Raw genomic sequence first — 20360 nt, forward strand, 5'->3', positions numbered from 1 at the left:
AAGGCAGTTCTGCGTTCACTGGCTGAGGTAAGCTTGTTCTATTCTTATTCGTATACCTTGATCTCGTTATAGAAGGTATCCCGTTCTACCGGAATCCGTCCCGCACCCTTCACGAGCCAGATCAGCTCATCGCGGGTCAGCCCCTCTGGTGTCAGCGCGCCGGCAGCATGGCTGATTCGTTCCTTCAGGATCGTTCCGTGCACATCGGAAGCGCCGAAGTTCAGGGCAACCTGGGTCAACTGGGGTCCGATATTAATGAAGTAAGCCTTGATATGATCGAAATTGTCCAGCATCAGGCGGCTGACGGCAATGGTCTTCAGATCCTCATTCGCGGAGTTGCGGCGCATAATGCCCGCATTCTTGTTCTTAGGCTGCATGGACAGCGGGATGAATACCATGAATCCGCCTGTCTCGTCCTGCAGGTCACGAATTTGCAGCATATGGCGGATGCGGTCCTCACGGGATTCAATCGACCCGTACAGCATCGTAGTGTGGGTCTTCATGCCAAGGTGATGGGCGGTGCGGTGCACCTCAAGATATTCCTCGACGTTGGCTTTGTCGACGCGCATTTTTTTGCGGTACTGGTCAGACAGAATCTCTGCTCCTCCTCCGGTAAGAGTCTTCAGTCCGGCGGCGCGCAGCTGCTCCAGCACTTCACGGATACTGAGTCCGCTGATGCGGGTGAAGAAGTCGATCTCTGCCGCTGTATAAGCCTTAAGCGTCACCTCCGGGAAATGCTCGTTCAGAGCCCGTAGCGAATCAACATAGTACTGGAAGGGCACATTATCATTATGCCCGCCTACAATATGGAACTCGCGCACACCGGGATGAATATGCTGCTTCACATACTCCACCATCTCCTGGCCGGAGAGGGTATAAGCCCCTTCTTCACCTTCATCCTTGCGGAAGTTGCAGAAGGCACAGCGGGATTCGCAGACATTGGTGAAATATAGACTCATGTTCTCGATAAAATAGACTTTATTCCCGTTCTTTCGCAGATTGACCTCATTGGCCAGCTGTCCGATCGTTAAGAGATCGTTACTCTCATATAAATAAACGCCATCTTCCAAATTCAATCGTTCTCCGCCGCGAACCTTCTCAATGATGTTCGCCATCCGGGCATCCGTGTGGGGTGTAATAAGGGTAGACATATAAGTTCCTCCTGAAGGTTGGCGAGGCGGTTGCATCGCATAATCGTGTACCTGAGAATATCCGGCAACAGCCGGCATTATAAATAGAGGTTAACTGCAACCCCCGTGACAATTTATCGAAATTTTATCGCTTTTCTCATTATAAACTTCTCTCGTAGGGTGAGCAACCGCCAGAAACTGCAGGTCTTCCGGGACAAACCGCTTAACTGCGCCCCGTTTACGACTTGAGGGCAGAAGAATAGTGGAGTATACTGATTTCAAGAGCCGATGAAAATGATATACATCATACTCATTCTTTTCCCGCGCAAGGCTTTGATTTCATTACACACAGCCAGAAGGCTGCTTGATTCCAATACAGTGAATTCTAAGGAGGTTGTAATTATGATTAGCATAAGTGAGACAGCGGCAGGCCAATTGAAGGCTATGCTTGCGGAGCAGGAAGTGCCGGATATGTTTCTCCGTCTGGGCGTCACCGCCGGGGGCTGCAGCGGATTCTCGTACGCAATGGGCTTCGACGATACCGAGAGTGAGCAGGACGTCTACATGGACGTTGAAGGTCTGAAGGTAGTCGTCAGCAAAGACGACATCCGTTACTTGAACGGCCTTACGATCGACTTCGAGGAATCCGGCATGACCGGCGGCTTCACCATCAACAATCCGAATGCTTCCGCCACGTGTGGCTGCGGCTCATCGTTCCGCACGAAGGAAGAAGCGGGGAATCCGGCGGCGGAGCCTTGCTAAGTGAGTGAATGGTGAATACTTGATGAAGTAAGCGTGGATTACCGATTTCAAAACCTCTTAATTTGTATGGTGCAAACTGTACTTATTAAGAGGTTTTTTATGTTAACTTAAACCAGTATATGCTAAAATATGGTGGTGAAATAATTAATGGATCTGCGAGGAGGGTAACAATGATACGAATGCCATTTGAACGCCCAACAGAGCATTATGATGAACGGATTATTGATATCGATCAAGACATTTGCTCTTTGATCAAGAAGAGAAAGGAAGTCTCGGATAATAATCCAGGATTTCCTCCGCTTGAGTATATTTCTAAATGGTCAGAGACCTTCGAACTCTATGAAGATTTCCTGAACTCATTATTCGCAAGTATGATGAATGAAAAACAATTTAAACCCATGGTCGAACCAGCCGGTTTTAGACAATACATCGCAATTCTGAAGTCAGCCGTGATAGGTGACCGGTTCTATACTCTAACTTCTATGAAGCAATACACCAATGCAAGTGTATTAACACTTAATATAGATTGGGACAATAAGCAGGATATTGACTCCAATTCTCATCAACACAGCCATTACGAACTAGATATTAACGGCACATATGATTGCCGAATGATTAATGGTGGGAGTAGATCTGATCATGCATCTTACAAATACGTGATTTCTCCGCCATTGCCTGATGAGATTTCGGGAATTCAACTTAGGTTCAAAGAATACAGTTTCCCTTTCAAGAAGAGTGAGGCAAGTGATGAGATAGTATTTGAACTTTAGTAAGGTGAATAGCCCTCCACACCTAATAGGTGCTGGAGGGTTTTTTTTGTGAAAATACGACTTTAATTGTCAAATTAGTGTCGGATATTAATTCCCCTATAAAACATACTTGACTAGTGGGTATAATGGGATTATAGTATGAAAAAAAGCTTGATTGCACAGAGAGATTTTCAACGGAAGCTTTCATATTATCTTGGAAGTCTCTCATCTTAAATAATTGTATACAATTATACAGTTAACCGGGCGACCCGCAATTGAATAGCGAGGAGCAATGAAATCTATGGAAATGCGTTCGCGAAGATTGTCGAAGGATAATACCTACTATGCACTTAAGCAAAAAATAATAGATAGCGAGCTGGAACCGGATCAGGCGGTTAACGAGGAGAGCCTGGCGGCACTGCTCGGGGTCAGCCGGACACCGCTACGGGAAGCGATTCAGCGGCTGGAGAACGAGGATTTCCTGGTACGCCAGCCCAACGGCAGGCTGCGGGTAGCCCCTTTAACAATTAAGGAGGTCGAAGAGATCTTCCAGATCCGCAGCATGCTTGAAGGCCATATCGCCAGAAGCGCTGCCAGAAACGCTACCGTCAAGGATATTCAGCGGTTAACGCTGATCCTGGAGAAGCTGAAGCAATCCTTCCAGATGGGGGACCAGCAGGATGTGGTATCCTATGGCTTCGAATTTCATGATTACTTGTGGGAGATCAGCGCGCTGAAGACTTTTGAGAAGGTGTTGAACCAGCTAAGAGACCGTTCCCTCCGGTATTGCCGTTATGTCTCTCTGCACGGAGACTGGAATACGCAGGCGGATGAGGAGCATCTTGTGATTCTGCAGAGGATTGTAGACAGGGATGAAGAGGGAGCTGAGCGGGCGATGCGGGAGCATATCTTAAGCAGCCTTGCGACTGCGCTGGAGCGGATTAGAGGAATTGGGCATACGTAATGAAAGGGGTAGAACAGGCCTATGAGACCACAGCATGAGACGGAAAAAGCACTGGCAGCCCGGTTGACTGAAGTGCGGAGGAACCTGCACCGGGAACCGGAGCTTAGCAATGAAGAGTTCAGAACGACAGAGAAACTGCGCGGGTGGCTGACTGAAGCGGGGATACGGGTGTTAGACCTTCCGCTGAAGACCGGGCTGATCGCCGAGGTGGGACAAGGTGACGGCAGCATCGTAGCGATCCGTTGCGATATCGATGCACTGCCGATTGAGGAGCAGACAGGGCTGCCTTATGCCTCCACCATTCCGGGAAAAATGCACGCTTGCGGCCATGACTTCCACTCTGCGGTGATCCTGGGCGCGGCGCTGCTGCTCAAGAAGCGCGAGCATGAGTTGCCGGGTAAGGTCAGAATCCTGTTCCAGCCCGCAGAAGAGACGGGCCATGGTGCGGAGGACGTACTGGCATCCGGCGGGCTGGACGGGGTCCAGGCGATTTTCGGATTACATAATTCACCGGAGCTGCCGACAGGAGCATTCGGAACAAGAACGGGAGCATTGACGGCAGGGGTAGACCGGTTCGAGATTACGGTAAAAGGCGTAGGCGCCCATGCCGCTTACCCCGAGAACGGGGTAGACACTATCGTCACTGCCGCGCAGATCATTACCATGCTCCAGACCGTTGTCAGCCGTCTGAATAGTACGCAGGAGCCGGTAGTATTGAGTGTGACCCGGATCAACGGCGGCTTCACCTGGAATGTCCTGCCGGAGAAGGTGGAGCTGGAAGGGACAGTGCGCACCTACAATGAAGAGATCCGGCGGAGCATTCCGGAGCAGATGACCCGGATCATTGAAGGCATTGCCGCCGCTGCCGGGGCCGAGGCGAAGCTGCACTGGTATCCCGGCCCGCCGGCAACCGTGAACCACGGGGAATGGGCAGACTTCACCAAAGCAGCCGCAGCCCAGGCAGGCTATGAGGTACATGATATTCCGCCGCAGATGGGCGGCGAGGATTTCGCCTATTATTTGCAGCAGATCCCGGGTGCTTTTGTGAACATTGGTACTGGCCCGAACCATGCGCTGCATCATCCCCGCTTCGATGTCGATGAGGCGGCTATCCTGCCGGCGGCCAAGTATTTCGCTCTGCTGGCAGAAGAGGCGCTTGCGAAGCTGAAGCAGCAGACTTGGATCAAATCCTGAATCCTAAATTTACCAGATGATTGAGGGGAACAAATATGATTGAACTACGGAATGTGTATAAGACGTTCACCCGCAAAGAGGTGAAGATTGAAGCGCTGAAGGGGATTAGCCTGAAGGTTGAAAAGGGCGATATCTTCGGGGTCATCGGCTACAGCGGAGCCGGAAAAAGCACGTTAATCCGCCTGGTCAATTACCTGGAACGGCCGTCTGAGGGCCAGGTGCTGGTAGAGGGGTACGATCTGGGAGCGTACAGCGACAAAGAGCTGCGGGCAGCCAAGAAAAACATTGGCATGATTTTTCAGCATTTTAACCTGCTGGAGTCCAAAAAGGTGTTCGACAATGTGGCCATTCCACTCGTGCTGCTGAAAAAGAGCAAGGCGGAAATCCGCAAGCGGGTGGAGGAGCTGCTCGAATTCGTCGGACTAAGCGACAAGGCTGGAAGCTATCCAAGCGAGCTGTCAGGCGGACAGAAGCAGCGGGTCGGGATTGCCCGGGCGCTTGCCTCGAACCCTTCGATACTGTTGTGCGACGAAGCGACTTCCGCTCTGGACCCGCAGACGACACAGTCCATCCTGCAGCTGCTCAAGCGGATCAACGCGGAATACAACATCACGGTGATGATCATCACGCATGAGATGTCAGTGATTCAGGAGATCTGCAACAAAGTAGCCGTGATGGAAGAGGGACGGATTATCGAGCAGGGCAGCGTGCTGGACGTGTTCGGAGCACCGAAGCATCAGACAACGCAGAATTTCGTCAAGACGGTCATTCAGAACAGCATGACTACAAGCGTCCGCAGAACTCTGAAGACTGAGCAGGGGAGCCGGGTGTACAAGCTGAATTTTGCCGGGGAGAGCGCTTCTGAGCCTGTGCTGTACGAGATTATCCGTACCTACGGGGTCAAGGTCAACATTCTGTTTGCGAATACGACAGAGATTCAAGAGACGACGCTCGGTACTATTATCGTACAGCTGCAGGGTGAACCGGCCCAGATGGAAGCAGCCTTGAATTATATGAAGCAGCATGAGGTCCGCATAGAGGAGGTGAAGTCCTATGTTCTCGACATCGATCACAAGTGAGCAATTCCTGAAGGCGATTATTGAAACGATTCAGATGGTGGGTGTATCGCTGTTCATCGGCTCGCTGCTGGGTATTCCGCTGGGCATCCTGCTTGTTATTACCCGTCCGGGCGGCGTCCTGGAGAGCAAGTGGCTCTATACCTTACTGAATCCGTTAATTAACGTCATCCGTTCGGTTCCGTTTATCATTCTGCTGTTTGCCATTATTCCGCTAACAAGAGCAATTGTTCACACGTCGATTGGGACCAGTGCCGCAATTGTTCCGCTGATTATCTATATCGCCCCCTATATCGCACGGCTGGTCGAGAATTCGCTGCTGGAGGTGAATCCGGGTATTCTCGAAGCTGCGGAAGCGATGGGCGCAACTCCGCTGCAGGTCATCTGGTATTTTCTGCTGCCGGAAGCGGTGGGCTCGTTAATTCTCTCCCTGACCACAGCGACGATCGGGCTGATCGGGGCTACGGCAATGGCCGGGGCAGTAGGCGGCGGAGGGGTCGGCGACTTGGCCATCGTTTACGGTTATCAGCGTTTTGACGAGGTGGTCATGTTCGCGACGGTCATTATTCTGATCATTCTGGTGCAGGGTATTCAGTCCCTGGGCAACACCTTGGCGCGCAAAATTCGCCGTTATTAGAGATTACAAGACAAAGGGGATAGGCAGATGAGTGTATGGAGCAAGCAGGAGCGATTTCAGGCGATCTTATCCGGGGAACTTGCCGACCGGCCGATCATTAGCGGATGGCGACACTTTATTGACAAGGAGCAGAATGCGGAGGACTTGGCGTCGTCTACGATTTCTTTTACGGACAAATATAATTGGGACTGGGTCAAAATCAACCCGAGAGCGACCTACCTCGCTGAAGCCTGGGGGAATCAGTACGACTTCGCGGATTATCAGACCGTGTTTCCGAGACAGCTGACTACGGCGGTTCCGGCAGCCGCGAATCTCTGGGATCTTGAGGTGAAAAAAGCCGTGCAAACCCCTTCCCTGCTGGAGCATCTGGAGGCCGTAAGGAAGATTCGTCAGGGCTTGCCGGATACACCGCTGATTCAGACAGTGTTCTCCCCGCTCACGGTATTGCTGTTCATTGTAGGACGTTCTGCTTATGTTACGGAGACCGTATTCGGGATTCAGCAGCCGGTGACGCTGGAGTCACTCTTCAAGGAACACCGTGCCGCCGCGCATCATGCCCTGCATGCGATTGCCTTAACCTTGGCCGATTATGTGCAGGAGCTCCGGCAGGCGGGATCAGATGGTCTGTTCTATGCGGTGACAGGCACAGCCCACCCTGGACTATTCGATGAAGCGATGTTCGATGAGCTGTCCAGACCCTATGATTCTATCGTGCTGGAGGCGGCGAGCTATGGCAAGAATATTTTACATACCTGCGGTGCTCATGCCCAGCCTGCGAAATTCAATGATTACCGGATCGACGGGATCAGCTGGGATACGGCAGCCGAAGGCAATCCCGGGCTGGACGCCGATCTCAAGGCTACGAAGGTGGGCGGAGTGGATCACGGGCTGTTTGCCGGAAATGATCTGGATCAGATTGAACAGCAGGCGAAGGACGCTTTGTCCAAGATGAAGGGGCAGCCGTTTATTCTGTCGCCCAATTGCGCCATTCCGCTGACGGTTACAGACGAGGCATTAGTGCATTTTAAAAACACAGTATTAGGATAGGGGATGAGAGTGATGAAAAAATTACTGGCAATTCTACTGATTAGTTCGATGGCGGTGCTGGCGGCTTGCGGTAACAATAAGGAAGCGTCAAGCTCCGGGGACAAGAAGGAAATCACAGTCGGATTCGGCGTAGGTACGTATGAGGAGCAGTTCCGGCAATCCATTCTCCCGATCCTGGAAGGAAAAGGGTATACTGTAGATATCAAAACCTTCTCGCAGAATATGCAGGTCAATCCGGCGATGAAGGAAGGCTCGATTGATGCGAGTATCTTCCAGAGTACCGCCTACATGGATGCGATCAATAAGGAAATTGGTGCCGATATGGTGGGGATTGCCTATGTTCCAGGTGCTCCGCAGGGGCTGTACTCTGTTAATCACACGACGCTTGATGATGTGAAGGACGGCACAACCGTCGCGATTCCGAACGACCCGGTTAATCAGGAGCGTGCGCTGCGGATTCTGGAGGAGCTGGGTTGGGTCAAGATCAAAGAGGGCGCCGGGGTAGCGGACTTCAATGTGAACAGCGTGGAGCCGGACAAGTTCAAGATTGACCTGAAGGTGCTGGACCCGGCACAGATACTGGTCTCGCTGCAGGATGTTGACTACGGTGTGGTGAACGGGAATTATATCGCGAACGCTCCCGACCGCAAGATTACGGATGCGCTGAAGATTGAGAATACGCCTATGCAGCATAGAATCATTGTATCGGTGAACAAGAAGGACCAGGATACCCAGTGGGCCAAGGATCTGAAGGCTGCCTATGAATCCAAGGAGTTCGAGGAATACATCCTCGGACAAGAGAAATATGCCGGGTTCATTCTGCCGGAGGCTTGGGCTAATAACTAATCTAATCAGGGAGTGAATGGAAGTGTCAAAAGGCAAGATTCATTTCATTGGCGGCGGGCAGATGGCGGAAGCAATCATCCGGGCTTGCCTGGCAGGCGGCACGCTGGCTGCCGGACAGATCAGTGTGTCGGATATTAATGAGGGCCGGCTTGGGCTGTTAAAAAGCAAATATAACGTAGACACGGAGAGTACGCAGCATGAGGCCCTCTCCGCCGCAGAACTAATCATCATTGCTGTCCGGCCGCAGGATGATCTGGCTGCACTTGGAGCACAGGTTCGCGAGTATGCCGCACCGGCTGCTGTCATTGTATCGATTGTGGCCGGGGTGACGATTGCCCAGCTCGGAGATTATTTCGGAGCGGAGCGTCCGATTGTCCGGGTGATTCCGAATACTCTGACCGATACTGGCTACGGATACAGCGGTGTAGCCTTGAATGCAGCCGCTTCGTTGGAGCAGGTGGAAGCATTCCTGCTCGGCTTCGGCAAGGTGCAGGTTCTGGACGAGTCCTACATTGATATCTTCACCGGCTTCGGAGTTGCCGGACCGAACTACATCTATTATTTTATTGAGTCGTTCACGGATGCCGGAGTCCTCGCCGGACTGCCGCGGGAGCAAGCCTGGAAGGTGGCGCTGGAGAATATGCGGGGAGCGGTGGCGATGCTGGAGCAGACTGGCCTTCATCCCAGACAGCTGCTGGATATCAACAACTCCCCTGGCGGGGTTGGGATGCACGGGCTGTACGAGCTGAATAACAGTGACTTCGCGGCCGGATTACAGCGGAGTGTATTGGCGGCTGTGAAGCGGACGACAGAGCTGGGAGTGAAGAAGTAATGAGCCTGCTCAAATGGGATCATCTGGTGCACTATGTCAACGATCTGGACCAGCCGGTGCAGCTCTTCGCAGAACATGGCCTGACGGCCTTCCGGGGCGGATCGCATAAGGATTGGGGAACGTATAACGCCTTAAGCTATTTCGGGCTCACCTACCTGGAGTTCCTGGGGATCGAGAATCTGGAGCTGGCGCGGGCGACCAAGCATAATGTAGTTGTGCGGGATGCCGTTACGCTTCTGCCGGAGCACGAGGTCTTGAGCAGAGTGGTGCTGCGGACAGATGATATTGAGGCAGTAGAGGGTAAATTGAAGGCTGCAGGCTTAGCCTTGTCACCCATCATTGACGGCCGCCGTCTGGACAACCAGGGCAGGTTAATTGAGTGGCGGATGATGACCATTGACGGCGATTTTCAGGGACTGGTCTATCCGTTCATTATCCAGTGGAGTCAGACGGATGAGGAGCGGCTGGACAGCCTGAATGCTGCCGGAATCAATCAGCCCCATCCTGCCGGGAAGGTAGACATGGCGGGTGCTGTCTTCCGTGTCTCCGATCCGGCCGCTGCCGCCAGCCATTGGAGTGAGCTGTTCGGCCTCCCGGTGAGCGGACCTGCGGATGGTCCGGACGGCAGCTACAGCCTTAAGGCAGGAGATCAGCAGACCTTCAAGTTCGTGCAGGGCACGGAGAACCGGCTCAGCCGGATCGTGTTCCGCACAGATTCCCCTCAGCTGAAGGGACAGACTCTGACTGTGGGTGAAGGCGAGTACGTGTTTGAATAAATGCAGGACAAGGATATGGGACAGGCTGGTTGCCGCAATTAGCGGTAGCGGGCCTGTCCTGTTTGTGTTAAAGTGTGACACAAGATTAGAGTGAGGAAATTTATGGGGAATTGGAGGCGGCAGATGCAGAAGCTATTTGAGTATAACTGGCAAGTGCGCGAGGATTGGTTCCGCTGGTGCAGCGGGGTGGACAAGGAAGAGCTGATGAAGCCGCGCACCGGCGGCATCGGGTATATCCTGCCCACGTTGTATCACATTGTTGCGGTTGAATACGGCTGGATCTGCGGAGGGATTCAGGAGAGAGCCATTGACATCCCTTTGTTCGGGGAAGTGGCGAGTCTGGAGCTTGTGCAGAATTTCTCTGCCCGCTGCCATGCAGAGCTGGCTCCGTTTGTGTATGGCTGGTCGGAGGAGCTGGAAGAGCGGATCATGGTGGATATTACGGATGAAGGAGAGCGTGAGCCCCACCCCTACGGAGAAGTGATGCGGCACGTGATTGCCCATGAGATCCATCATACCGGCCAGCTCTCCGTATGGTCACGGGAGATTGGCCGGCCGCCGGTGACGGCTAATCTGATTGGTAGAGGATTATTTGACAAATGAAAGAGGAGGGAGGCCGCAGAGATATGGAATTTGAGACAGAACGGCTGTGGATTAGGGAATTCACCGAGGAGGATGTAGGGCAGGTACATGAATATGCGTCCGATCCGGCAGTAGTAACGCATTCAATCTGGGGGCCGAATTCACTGGAGGATACCCGCGAATATATCCGCCATACGCTGACATTGCAGCAGGAGGAGCCCCGCAAGGGCTTCGAGTATGCGGTGGTTCTGAAGGAGAACGGGCGGCTGATCGGCGGCTGCGGCCTGCATATTACCGGAACAGGACAGGGAGAGATCGGCTATTGCTACAACAGACTGTACTGGGGACAGGGCTATGCAACTGAGGCTGCCGCTGCACTGCTGGACTTGGGCTTTCATAAGCTGGAGCTTCACCGGATCTATGCGACCTGCCGCCCCGGGAATACAGGTTCCGCCCGTGTGATGCAGAAGCTGGGCATGACATACGAAGGGCATATTAGAGGACACATGTATCATAAAGAGAAGTGGATGGACTCCTATCAATATTCGATTCTGGAGGATGAGTACAGGAACAACCACGGGAGCAAATAAGTTGCCCAAGCCGCTCCTCCAGCCGACTCTCGGGCTGAATTAAAGGGATAAATCCCTTTGAATGCCCTCTCCAACGGACTTCGGGCTGAATTAAAGGGATAAATCCCTTTGAATACCCCCTCCAGCCGACTCTGGGCTGAATTAAAGGGATAAATCCCTTTGAATGCCCTCTCCAAAGGACTTCGGGCTGAATTAAAGGGATAAATCCCTTTGAATACCCTCTCCAAAGGACTTCGGGCTGAATTAAAGGGATAAATCCCTTTGAATACCTCTCTCAGCCCGCTTCAAGCGTAAGAGGCTGAATTAATTCTGCCTTGAACTATAGCGCAAGCATCCGATAGATCAGCATAGCTGCCTCGGAACGTGTCGAGGAGGCAGCGGGCATGAGCTGCTGCTGTGCATCTCCTTTAACGAGACCGGCTGCGGCTAGAGCGGCAATATCATCTGCCGCATAGCTGGCAATTTGCTGGTGATCGGTAAAGTCTTTTAATACAGAAGAAGTGTTCTCCCCCGGATTCATGCGCTCTACTGCCCGCAATGCTCTAGCTGCCATAACGAACATTTCTTGCCTGGATACCGGTACATCCGGCTGGAATAGACCTCCCGGCAGACCTGTAATGATGCCAAGCTTTCGGGCAGTCATAAGCTCCTTGTAATAATAATCCCCCGGTGATACATCCGTGAAGCCAGGCCCCTCTGACGCTGTGAGCTCCATTCCCCGGACTAACAGAAGTGCAAATTCTGCGCGGGTAACGGACTGCTCCGGTCTGAACTCGGCTGCCGTGATGCCTTGAATCACCCCTTGGGAGGCGAGTATTTCCACTGCGGACTTGGCCCAATAGGTTGAGGCGATATCCTGGAATGTCTTGTGATTAAAGACTGCTGCATACTGGCCGGAGGCCTGTGTTGTTGAGAAAATGGCCTGCTGCTTATCTGCGTTGTACTTCCCGTGTATCACTGGCTGGATGATTCCCGATTCCTGGATGCCCCACACAACAATATAGGCATTATCCGCTGCAGGAACTGCTGGCGGATGGGGAATTCCGATCTCTATAGCCGACTGAAGACGGTCAGGCTGCAGCGGCGCCCCATCCAGTTGAAGCCCGTACCCGATAAGCGGGCGGTCTCCCAGCTTGGCTTGGAGCTGCCCGCCGGGAGTAATGCTTCTTAGCGATAAAGTAACAGTCTTTACGCCGTTCAGCGCCTCTGCTGTGAAAATACTGTCAGGCAACCCGAGAGTCGCTAAGGAAGAACGGATCTCAAGCTTGAGGGGAGCTTCTTCTGAACGAAATGCCGCAGCGGGGAGGCTTAGTTCAACTTCCTTCATGTCCTGGGCCGGATCAGCAGTAAGTTGAATCCGCAGAGTCTTGGTACCTGTGGAATCGGCTTTGGCTACTGGAACTATTCGGCGCAGAACGGATTCACTTAACTGGGCTATTGCTTTTCCCGTGGTATGACTTACAGGTAACTCCATGCTTACGCTGCCGTCCAGCAAAAGAACCGTTGTAATAGAATCGTTGGCGGCTGATCCAGTGCCAGTGCTGCCTGTATTAGGTGCAGAGGTTGGATTTGGTGTGGCAGAAGGAACAGGCGCAGCGGAAGGACTTGGTGACGGCTGGGTCCCCGGCTCTGGCTCCGGTTGAGGTTCCTGCTCCGGTTGAGGTTCCTGCTCTGGCTGAGGCTCTGGTTCCGGCTGAGTTCCCGGCTCTGGCTCCTGTTCTTGATTCTCAAAAGGAATAAACTTCAGAAATTCCCCCCAGATGATATTACCCTCTGCATCCCGCAGATTAGAGGTCACCGGCTGCAGACTTGCGAAGTTGGCATCGGTCAGCTGTTTGCCTGATTGATTAACTGACACGGTGCCATTGTACATGAAGTTATTCTCCGCTGCTAAGGAAGCCGGATATTGATCCTTGCCGATGCTGCCCGACTGGTAAGATACAAAGCCGTCAATCTTGAAGTCTGGAATAATCTGACCATATGTGGTGAAGCTCAGGTTGCCGCGGGTGTTGTTATAGCCGATATTGTTAACCGCAATGACTCCAGGATTACTGTTGCTGGTGAACCCGTAGGCACCGTTGCCGAAGGCGACCGAATTACGGATGATATGCGCGACATGAATGCCTTCTCCACCGAGCTTGAATCCGTTTTTATCGCCGGCCCCAACGGTTCCGTCCGTTAAATACCCGTTGTTGAAGGCGGCGCTGTTCTCGATGAGTACCGGACCGATTGCACCCGAGCCTGCTTTGGTGTACAGATCCCAGCCATCGTCAATGTTATTATGCGCCAGGCATCCTCTGAAAATATTCCCGGTGCCGGCGGTTAGCTTGGCCGCAAAGCCATCTGCGTTATTGTCAGACGGATCGCGGTTATCGAAGGAGGTGCTGTTCAGAATTAAATTGTAGGACGGCCATTCCGTGATGTCTCTGGCGGTTCCGTCGGTGCGGCTGATTTGCAGGCCGGTGTCGCCGTTAGCATAGAAGCGGCTGTTCTCAACAATATTATGGTTACCGCCAACCGTGAATCCCTTCGTATTGGCCGCCGAGCGGGTGAAATCGAGTCCCTTCACATGCCAGTAGTCCCCGCTGAGCAGAACCCCTTCTGACTTTTTGTCAAAATCGATAATGGGCCTTGCACCGGGTGCCGCTTCGAGAACCTTTCTGGCAGCTTCGGTACCGTCGTTATACTTCTGAATGACCAGCGGCGATTTCCGCACGTAATGCCCATCAAGCATAAGGATATGCTGTCCCGGCTTCACATAATCAATCGCAGTATCAAGATCCAGCGGGAGAGCCATCGTCCCGTCCCCGGCACTTGTTCCGGCAGGTGATACATAGATGTCTTCCCCATCGCCATAGCTGTTCATATTAACAGTGAAGTTGCGGACGATTGTACCGTAAGAGGTCAAGTACTGGGTATCCTCCGGCCAAAAGACAACACTGAAGTTCGTATCCCCATGTCCGCTGAGTACCGCAGGAATCGCCAGACGCTTATCGGCTGTTGCCGCGACATCCTGTGCGATAATCCTGGAGCCCTGCTTCACCGTTACGGTTCCGTTCACGTTAGGGCGGACAATCACTTCATATTCGGGTGTAGATGCTTTGCTTCGGGACAGTATGCTCAAATCTGGCGTTACAGGAGCCGCGGGTGGCTCCACCTTAGGCGCATCAGTAGCAGCGCTTGTCACTGTTAACTGGATATTGCGGATATCTATCGTAGCAAGACGGGCCGCATAGAAGCCGACATACATCGTGGAGTCTTGTACGCTAAGAATATCCGGTTCGAAATGGATAGCCTCCTGCTCCGAATTGATCCGGCCTGTGAAGCCGCTGTTCGTCTTAGACAGCGTTAAGCGGTATGGTGCAGCAGGGGCCGTGTTGCCGGGTGCAGGCCGTTCATTTTTGAGCATGATTGTCTTAATGCCCTTGCTTCCGGTTCCATCCGGCTTCTCGATACCGGAACGGACGAACAGCTGGGTACCCAGAGCGCTTCTTGTTCCGCCGCTGTAGCCGCCGATGGCCGCGATATTCGAGGCGAATACACTCGAAGTTCCGGGTGTCCCGATCGCGTCCCGCGCCATGATTCCGAAGGATTCTTGCCCGTCATACGGGGTTTTGGCAAAGTTCAGCACCTCAATATCCGCAGATAGCACGAAGTTATCTTCCAGGGCATTAAGCTCTGTGTAGTAGAACGTTATGCCATCGTGGTCTTCAGTGACCTTACCGCCGCCTTCCAAGGCGATCAGCCGGAGCGTACCGTCGTCCTGGGTGATAACTTTGTTATTCGCAGCAGACGTAGACTGGCCGAAGGTGATACTATGCCAGACGGGTGTGGTCTTTTCTTTTACCGTGACGGTATACGTAATGGGTTGTATGGAAGAATCATCAGGGATGATCTGAACCGGATATACTCCGGCAAGCCGGTTATCGAATGCAGATTGATCCAGCGTGAACCCGCTTAGCACCTCCCGGTCAGCGTTGTCATACACCTTCGATACGGTCAGACCGCTGCTGTCAAAGGGCTCGTTTACAAAAAAGGTAGTTCTGGGATAGCCAGTTACCTCGATGCCGGTCAGCTCTTTGATTTTGACTTTAACCATGAAGCTTGCCGTTAATTCCTTGTAGGTTACCTTGATCTCCTTGTCTCCTGGAGTCGTTGTGTCTAAGGCGGAGACGGTGTATTCGTCCTTGGCCAGCCTGATCTCTGTAAGGTCTGAATAATGGGCATAAAGGGAGAGTCCCTCCAGCTGTAAGGTATCACCGATATAATAGACGGTTTGCTTAGGCTCATGTCTTATTTCAAGTTCGGACAGGGTAGCATCCATGACCTCAAGCTTCAATGCTGTGGTGACAGACGGAGTCGCTGTGGAAGCGATCAATAGTTCATAGGAGCCCGGCCCGGCAAAAGTATACGGAAGCTGATCTGTTACCGGTTGCCCGTCAATGGAGAGGGTGTACAGATTATCCGCAAGTTCCTTAATCAGGTAGCCGTTATTATAATGGGCAGCAACAACAAGCCCCTGCGGATCAAAAGAATCGCCTGGATAATAGACGGTTTTGACAGGCTCGTATTTGACGGATAATGAGCTGACGGTCAGCGGGATGATTTGCAGCGGAATACTTGCAGAGGCGCCGTTATAGTTAATCTGGATTCGATTCTCCCCGGGTTTACTGCTGTCGAATCCTGTTACAATGTACTCCTCAGAAGACAGAGTGGCTTCACTGTGATCGGAGAATACAGCCTTCACGATAAGCCCGGTCAGATCCAGCGGTTCACCCACCAGATAAGAGGTCTTCGTCATCCCGCCCGTGTCGGCAGACAAGCTTGTTACATGTTTGGTCTCGATTAGTAGATCCAGCTCACTGAAGGTCACGGTTGCATCTCTGGCGACATAAATCCCGGCAAAGACCGTATCCGTAAAAGTGTCCTCCAAGGTTACGATTTCGGTCTGGCCGTTAACGCTCAGCAGATAGGTATCACCCGATTTGCGGAGGCTGAGATCGTAGACTTCGCCCGCAGCAGGGGCGTTCAGCCCGGCGAACGGATTCAGCTTGACCTGTGCCGTTTTTTTATAAAAACCCTTCATCACCAAATCCAAAGCACCGGCCGCAGCATAATTGGAGGTGGTGGTGCTTGAACTTCCATGAGGATTAACCGTATCCCTTAGCATCAGGCCAAAGGACTTCTGGTTAGGCGAATTGACGCCGGAATTGCTGTTAAAGGCAATAACGGTGGCCCTGGCTCTGAGCTCAAAGTTCGCGGTGGCCGGAAGCTCCCGGTAATAAAAAGAGAGTCCCTCATCGGTGCCTGAAATCTTGCCTCCATAAGTAGTCAGCGTTACGGTGGAAGGATTCTCTATGGCAGGCTCGGGGTTCTTGCCCGGGGATGTATTACCTCCGAACGCACTGAAGGTCCAAGGCCCAGGCTCTGCTTGTCCGGAAGTCTCTGCTGCTTCGGCTGATAGAGATAAAGGAATGGATGTGAATAGGAGCAGTACGATTACGAACACGGATAACAAGCGTTGTAGTTTCTTCACAATGATTACAACCTCTCCTTATATGGGACCGATTTGGATCAACATCTAAGGCTGATCACTGAAAGTATACGGTGCCGATGAAAAGTACAGCTATAATCAATCCTTCACAACCTGCCATATATTGGGCAAATGAGCGAGGATATGAGTTAATGACACTTGGTTTATGGAGGGATGACGGCGGCAAAGGCCCCGCACAGCAAAGAGCGCACTGCCGCAGGCAGGCGCTCTCTTTACAGTTATTTGAGGGATAAGTGACACTGTAAGGTTACAGCGGCATACCCGCTATCTCACTGATTCTTGCCGCTTCTTCCGGATCAGCGGCGATCAGCTTCTGATAGAGCGCCTGATCCTGGACGCTCTGCATCCGCTGCTGCACAGCAAGCAACCACCGGGCAACCTCCCGGTTGACAGGGTTGCTGTAATCCTCGCTTAGTCCTTGCTTCAATGTGGCTTCTGCTGCCGGCATGTCCTGGGACATATACTGGATCTTACCGGTGTTCAGCAGCAGTTCCGGTGTCACTGTGATTCCCTGCTGTGCATCCCGGTCTGCGGCGGCGTAGGTATAAGCGTCCAGGCCGGTTTTGAAATACCGCTGCATGTTAAGCTTCTCCTGGTCCTTGATCTCCAGCTTGCCCTCGGCCGCGGCTTCCTGTGAACGCTTCAAGGCTGCGGCTCCCAGCTCCTGCGAACGGGCTATAACTCCGCTGTACCAGGCGGTTGTCCACAGGCCCCCGCTGTCTGTCAGATCCTCGTATCCGTTCACGAAGCCCTGCTTCACAGCTGCAGCCGCGGCGTCCTTGTCCCCGGACAGGAATTGTACTCTCCCTGCGCTTAGGCCAATCGTAGGTGTAGCGAAGAATTCACGGCCCTGCATCTGCTCGGGAGGGAGGCTTTTCAAATGGGCAATGCCGTCCGTTACATGTCTGTAGGCAGCAAGTGCGGAAGCGAAATACGTCTGTTGCCCGGCTTCATCCTGCTTGGAATAAGCTTGCTGTCCAAGGAGAGAGGCCCGGCTAATCAGACCGGCATACCAGTTAATATCCCACATGAACTTGTCTGCGTTGTCCAGATAGACCTGATAGGCTTCGGCGCTCTGGCCCTTCAGGTCATAGTAGCTAGCGAGCTGGGTCAGCAGTTCTTTGTTAGACGGCTCATCCTTCAGCGCACGGGTCAATACCGCATAGCCCTCTTCCAGGAACTGCTCGTTCTTCGTCTGCTCATACACCTTCTGGTCCAGTATGGACAGGTACACAGCCGATTCCGGATGGTAGGGTCGGATGCTGAGTGCTTTTACGAAAGGGGCCTTGATCTCCTCATACGACTGGCTCACTTGGATCAGCTTCTTGCCTGCACCGGCTTCAGAGCTGGAACGAGTATAACTCATAGACAGGAAGAGCAAGTAGCCCGTGCCGATTCCGAGTACTGTGAAATAACCCGCTCTAATCCATAGCTTGTTCCACTGAAGACGGAGCGGCTTGCTCTCCATGGCCACAGCCATTCCCCCCAGGGAGAGGAAGACGAGCATTCCCATGAACGCAAAACTGAGGTTGAAGTCCAGCATACTGTGCACCAGAATGGACAAGGCGATAATGAGATAGAAGAATCCGTTGCTATAGTCATCGGTCTTCCGTTTCAGATACTCCCTGCTGAATTTGTAGAAGATAAACAGGATGAAGCCCATGAACACCAGTAGGCCTACAATGCCCACCTCAATCAGATACTGCAGGAAGAAGTTATGCACCTGGCGGCTCAGGTAAGGGTTGTTCTGATAATGCTCATAGAGTGTGGCCCATCCGCCGCCGCCCGTGCCAAGTACCGGATAATCCTTGACAACCTTCATGGCATCCTTGTAAAAGGTAAAACGCTCAAGGACGCTATGCTGCTTGAAGTTGATGTTCTCCAGCCGTGTTCCGATATTCGCCGGGAGAATATTGCGGGCGCTGGTGCCGATGAACAGGAAGGCGATGATCACGACGCCAGCCACAGAGATGGCAGGAATCCAAAGTCCGCTCATACGGCGGGACTCCAGTCTGCCGAGCTTGCGGCTCAGCCAAGGCGCCAGGTAACGCTGGACCACCAGGCAGAGTGCAGCTGCAATGGCCGAGGCTCCCAGCAGATAGCCCCAGCCCTTAAGGGCAGCAGACGAGTTGAACTCGGCATTCAGCTCCAGGCCCAGCCGCGTGACCGGGCTGGTAATCAGCAGAGAGCATAGGCCGGCAATAGCGAGATGAACAATCCACAGAATCTGCTGCACCGGCTTCAGGAAGAGCAGCAGGAGTATGAACACCACCGGCAGCAGCACCAGGCCTCCGCGGGACAAGGTCAGCAGCAGCGAGACGATGATGGGCACCAGCATGAAGCCGTGCAGCAATTGTCCGGGCCATTTGCGGGAGCGGATCAGCGCGAAGACAGCCACGAACAGAAAAGCCATCAGGAAAGCTGCATATGTATTGGCATACTGAAAAACGGAAGTCAGGCGCAGGCCGTTCGAGTCAGTCATGACGGCAGCATTATACTGGCCGTTAATTACAGTCTTTGAGAACCAGCCCACCAGGCTGCCGGCCAGCTTCCAGCTTCCGAGCCAGTTGAGCAGTCCAAAGCCGACGATCAGATAAGCAAGGGCAAGCACGTAATGCTGGACGGCGGAATTGAGCCGCTTGTGCCGGAGCAGAAGGATGCTGACGATGAAGACTGCGGCATAGGTGAACTGGGTGAACAGCATGTTCATTGCCATATACCGCGAAGCAGCGCCGAATAGCGACAACGCATAGGTTAAGGGAAGAAGGAGAGCCGCTAGGCTGAGCAGATCACGCTGTCCCTCAAGCCGGAAGGCTCTGAAATAGAGGACGGCAGCAGCCAGCAGCAGCAGACAGCTTAATAATGCGGCAACATAAATGGGCTTCTCGAAATCCGCCGTCATTCCATTGAACAATCCGATCTGAAAAGCGGCCCAGCCGAGGAACAGCAGGAACGCAGCACAAAGCGTCCAAGCTGCTACTGAAAGCTTGTCCGTGGCTTGGACAGAAGCCGCTTGTTTTCCGTACACAGGTTTCGACACAATAGAATCTCCTTTTTCAAAATATTGGTTCTTCCAATTTATTGCACATACATATTACGGAGATAAAGTGAAAAAGTTGTTGTATGAACGGAAATTTCAAAGATTGGAGTGTCTTACAGGAGGGGAGGGAGCAAAAAAGCGGGGAATAGGCCGGAACCTGCTCAGCGAATGAAGCAGTCTGTCCGCACAGGCCAGCCTGCCGCGGTTTTCATAGAATAAGGTAGCGGGGCGAATCTATGAATTATGTAATGCAGTGGCGGCAGGAGTTAGGCGATCCGCTTCCCGGGCCACTGCTGCCGGGAACAAGCTTCAGGCGGGGATGATAAATTTCAGGTTAATCATGAATACGATCAGGGCGGAGGCACCCAGGGAAAAGGCGATGCAGCCGGCACCGAGCACTCTGCGCCGGTCTTTGATGAATTTGAAGCCAAGCGCACAGACGAGTATTGTCGTTCCTGCCAGTACAACAGACATGCCGATCATTGCAAACCAATACAGGATTTCAAAAAACTCTGCCATTAGGAAACCCTCCCTTTGAGGCAATAATACAACGAATTTTAATGATTTTCCAGTCAAATGAA

General features: G+C 52.7%; 16 protein-coding genes. 12 read left to right on the top strand and 4 right to left on the bottom strand.

The window, feature by feature from the left end; genetic code table 11:
• Window positions 1-44: 44 nt before the first annotated feature.
• On the bottom strand, window positions 45-1151 hold the full coding sequence (gene mqnE / locus MKX63_RS10360) for an aminofutalosine synthase MqnE (protein WP_341016895.1): 1107 nt from the start codon (window positions 1149-1151) through the stop codon (window positions 45-47).
• Window positions 1152-1532: 381 nt separating this feature from the next.
• Between mqnE and MKX63_RS10365 the strand changes: the two genes are divergently transcribed.
• From MKX63_RS10365 to MKX63_RS10420, 12 genes are all read left to right on the top strand, one after another.
• A complete protein-coding gene (locus tag MKX63_RS10365) occupies window positions 1533-1892 on the top strand; it encodes a HesB/IscA family protein (RefSeq protein ID WP_341016897.1) in 360 nt (119 codons plus the stop codon).
• Window positions 1893-2062: 170 nt separating this feature from the next.
• On the top strand, window positions 2063-2662 hold the full coding sequence (locus tag MKX63_RS10370) for a hypothetical protein (protein WP_341016898.1): 600 nt from the start codon (window positions 2063-2065) through the stop codon (window positions 2660-2662).
• Window positions 2663-2942: 280 nt separating this feature from the next.
• Window positions 2943-3605: a GntR family transcriptional regulator gene (locus tag MKX63_RS10375; RefSeq protein WP_341016900.1), complete on the top strand. Its 663-nt coding sequence runs from the start codon at window positions 2943-2945 to the stop codon at window positions 3603-3605.
• Window positions 3606-3626: 21 nt separating this feature from the next.
• The gene (locus MKX63_RS10380) at window positions 3627-4799 is read left to right on the top strand and encodes an amidohydrolase (RefSeq protein WP_341016901.1); all 1173 of its coding nucleotides are present in this window, start codon (window positions 3627-3629) and stop codon (window positions 4797-4799) included.
• A gap of 35 nt (window positions 4800-4834) precedes the next feature.
• On the top strand, window positions 4835-5878 hold the full coding sequence (locus MKX63_RS10385; RefSeq protein WP_341016903.1) for a methionine ABC transporter ATP-binding protein: 1044 nt from the start codon (window positions 4835-4837) through the stop codon (window positions 5876-5878).
• A complete protein-coding gene (locus MKX63_RS10390) occupies window positions 5853-6512 on the top strand; it encodes a methionine ABC transporter permease (protein ID WP_076081622.1) in 660 nt (219 codons plus the stop codon). Before MKX63_RS10385 ends, MKX63_RS10390 begins: the two co-directional genes overlap by 26 nt.
• A gap of 27 nt (window positions 6513-6539) precedes the next feature.
• Window positions 6540-7559: a uroporphyrinogen decarboxylase family protein gene (locus tag MKX63_RS10395; RefSeq protein ID WP_341016904.1), complete on the top strand. Its 1020-nt coding sequence runs from the start codon at window positions 6540-6542 to the stop codon at window positions 7557-7559.
• A 12-nt stretch (window positions 7560-7571) separates the two neighbouring features.
• Window positions 7572-8405 (top strand): MetQ/NlpA family ABC transporter substrate-binding protein, encoded by an 834-nt coding sequence (locus MKX63_RS10400; RefSeq protein WP_341016905.1) that lies wholly within the window; start codon window positions 7572-7574, stop codon window positions 8403-8405.
• 16 nt (window positions 8406-8421) lie between these two features.
• The gene (gene proC, locus MKX63_RS10405) at window positions 8422-9237 is read left to right on the top strand and encodes a pyrroline-5-carboxylate reductase (protein ID WP_341016906.1); all 816 of its coding nucleotides are present in this window, start codon (window positions 8422-8424) and stop codon (window positions 9235-9237) included.
• Complete coding sequence (locus MKX63_RS10410; RefSeq protein ID WP_341016908.1) at window positions 9237-10013, top strand: VOC family protein; 777 nt, start codon at window positions 9237-9239, stop codon at window positions 10011-10013. The genes proC and MKX63_RS10410 overlap by 1 nt, the downstream gene beginning before the upstream one ends.
• A 123-nt stretch (window positions 10014-10136) precedes the next feature.
• A complete protein-coding gene (locus MKX63_RS10415) occupies window positions 10137-10616 on the top strand; it encodes a DinB family protein (RefSeq protein ID WP_341016909.1) in 480 nt (159 codons plus the stop codon).
• Between the two features lie 23 nt (window positions 10617-10639).
• Entirely contained in the window at window positions 10640-11185 is a 546-nt protein-coding gene (locus tag MKX63_RS10420) for a GNAT family N-acetyltransferase (RefSeq protein WP_341016910.1), read from the top strand.
• A 319-nt stretch (window positions 11186-11504) separates the two neighbouring features.
• Here MKX63_RS10420 and MKX63_RS10425 read toward each other — a convergent pair whose 3' ends face one another.
• The 3 genes from MKX63_RS10425 to MKX63_RS10435 all read right to left on the bottom strand — a co-directional run bounded on the left by MKX63_RS10425 (window position 11505) and on the right by MKX63_RS10435 (window position 20298).
• On the bottom strand, window positions 11505-16721 hold the full coding sequence (locus tag MKX63_RS10425; RefSeq protein ID WP_341016911.1) for a bacterial Ig-like domain-containing protein: 5217 nt from the start codon (window positions 16719-16721) through the stop codon (window positions 11505-11507).
• A gap of 265 nt (window positions 16722-16986) precedes the next feature.
• Window positions 16987-19779, bottom strand: coding sequence for an O-antigen ligase family protein (locus tag MKX63_RS10430; protein ID WP_341016912.1), 2793 nt, complete (start codon window positions 19777-19779; stop codon window positions 16987-16989).
• Between the two features lie 309 nt (window positions 19780-20088).
• Window positions 20089-20298, bottom strand: coding sequence for a hypothetical protein (locus MKX63_RS10435; protein ID WP_036701644.1), 210 nt, complete (start codon window positions 20296-20298; stop codon window positions 20089-20091).
• Between the last annotated feature and the right edge of the window lie 62 nt (window positions 20299-20360).

The organism is Paenibacillus sp. FSL R7-0179 (assembly GCF_038002265.1).
Classification (GTDB): Bacteria; Bacillota; Bacilli; order Paenibacillales; family Paenibacillaceae; genus Paenibacillus_AQ.